This window comes from Slackia sp. CM382, assembly GCF_000293015.1.
Classification (GTDB): Bacteria; Actinomycetota; Coriobacteriia; order Coriobacteriales; family Eggerthellaceae; genus Slackia; species Slackia exigua.
The window spans coordinates 1-1,549 of sequence record NZ_ALNO01000013.1 but is presented as its reverse complement, the minus strand read 5'-3'; the positions used below and the strand labels follow the sequence as shown (position 1 = coordinate 1,549).

At 57.6% G+C, this 1,549-nt stretch carries 1 protein-coding gene; it reads right to left on the bottom strand.

Annotated features, from left to right (window positions below; all coding sequences use genetic code 11):
* On the bottom strand, positions 1-1,078 hold a 1,078-nt coding region (locus tag HMPREF1155_RS05240; RefSeq protein WP_009078111.1), incomplete at its 3' end, for an Ig-like domain-containing protein.
* Positions 1,079-1,549: the final 471 nt, after the last annotated feature.

The window sequence follows — 1,549 nt, the reverse complement described above, 5'->3', positions numbered from 1 at the left end:
TGGTCACCGTGAACACGGCGTTCTTGAGCACGACCGCGTTGTCGTCGGCGTCGACCTTGGTCAGCTTGATCTTGCTCGCCAGGTCGCCGCCGGCGGTGCCGCCGGAGTTGGCGGACTGGTAGGAAGAGGAAACCTCTTTATGAGTCGACGACGCATCAAGGGTCGCTTTATTCTTGAGAACCGTGCCCGCATGGTACGTCGACTTGTAATACAAACGGTACTGCTTGCCGTTCACGTTCCCCAGATTGATGGTGAACGACCGGCCGTCGGGGGCTATCTGCAGCTTGTCTGTCAGATCGATTGTTTGAATCTCTTGAGCGATACCCCCGTATTCGTTGAACTCGACCTCGAGAAGCTTGAAGCTGTCCGCGATATAGCGCTCGTCACCGTTGCCGCCGGACAGGCTGTCGGAAACCACCGCATTGGGAAGATTGGCCTTCTTATGGTTGATGCGGACGTTCCATTCGGCCTGATCTTCATGACCAGGTACGGGCTTGCCCCATTTGGCCAGAGGCTCGTCCTGAAGCGGCTTGCTCCCCCCGACAATCACGCTACCGCTGAACGCCTGAGAATTCACCGTAATGGTGAAGATATTTTCCGCGTCTTTTATTATCTTCGTTTCATCGAACTGAGCGGCCAGATACATCGTGCCCTTGACGTTGTACTTGTTCTCCGCCGCCTTGGTGAAGGTGACGTGCACCGTGCCGCCAACATCGCCCGGCCCGGGAGTGACGTGGGCCTTCGCAATGACGTTCCCATCGGCGTCTTCCAAATCGAAATCTTGCGCGGTCGTGCCGGCTGGGAACTTCATGTTATCCGGAAGGGTGATGTCGAAGTAGTCGCCTTCGTGGATGTTCGTCCCGGCGGCGCTGGCGTCCCAATCCATCGCGAGATAGAACCTATCGCTCTGATAGATTGAGTGCACTTCTTCTTTATTAATATTCAGAATCTGGAACTTGGTGATGGTGACGTTCACGGGAACGCCCCCATCGGCGAAAGCCGCCTGCAACGCACCTCCCGGAATGCAGATCCCGAGCGCCAGAATGACGCTCATCAGGTAGCGTATCGTCTTCTTCATGCCTTCCCTTCCTTGAATGGTCGTATCCTGCGCATGGCGCGCTTCCGTGCGGCCATGACCCTTGTGAGATACCCTGCAAATCCCGTTTTCCGCCAAGAAAACGGATAGCCCTTCGGGCCGCGCAGGGAGGCGGCCCGAAGGATGGAACCCCGCCCGATGCGGTGGAAGCGGGGCGGATCTCCGCCGGCTCGCATCATGTCGGGGTCGGCTTCCGCATGCATTCCCTGCGCACCGTATGCATCACGCAGAGGAAGAGGAACGACACGGAAGAACCCCTTCCGGCATGCCAGGGGCAATAGCATTGCCGGAGATGGAGGGGGAGCAAAGGAATGAGGGCACAGAAAAGGCCCTTGAGAAATATCGGAATGTGCGCGAAAAATCGAAGGGCATGGGAACGATCGCTGCACGCAGCAAGGCAGTGAGCTCTAAAAGCGGAGAACCCCCCCCCCCATGCCTCCTCCTTCGCTATAC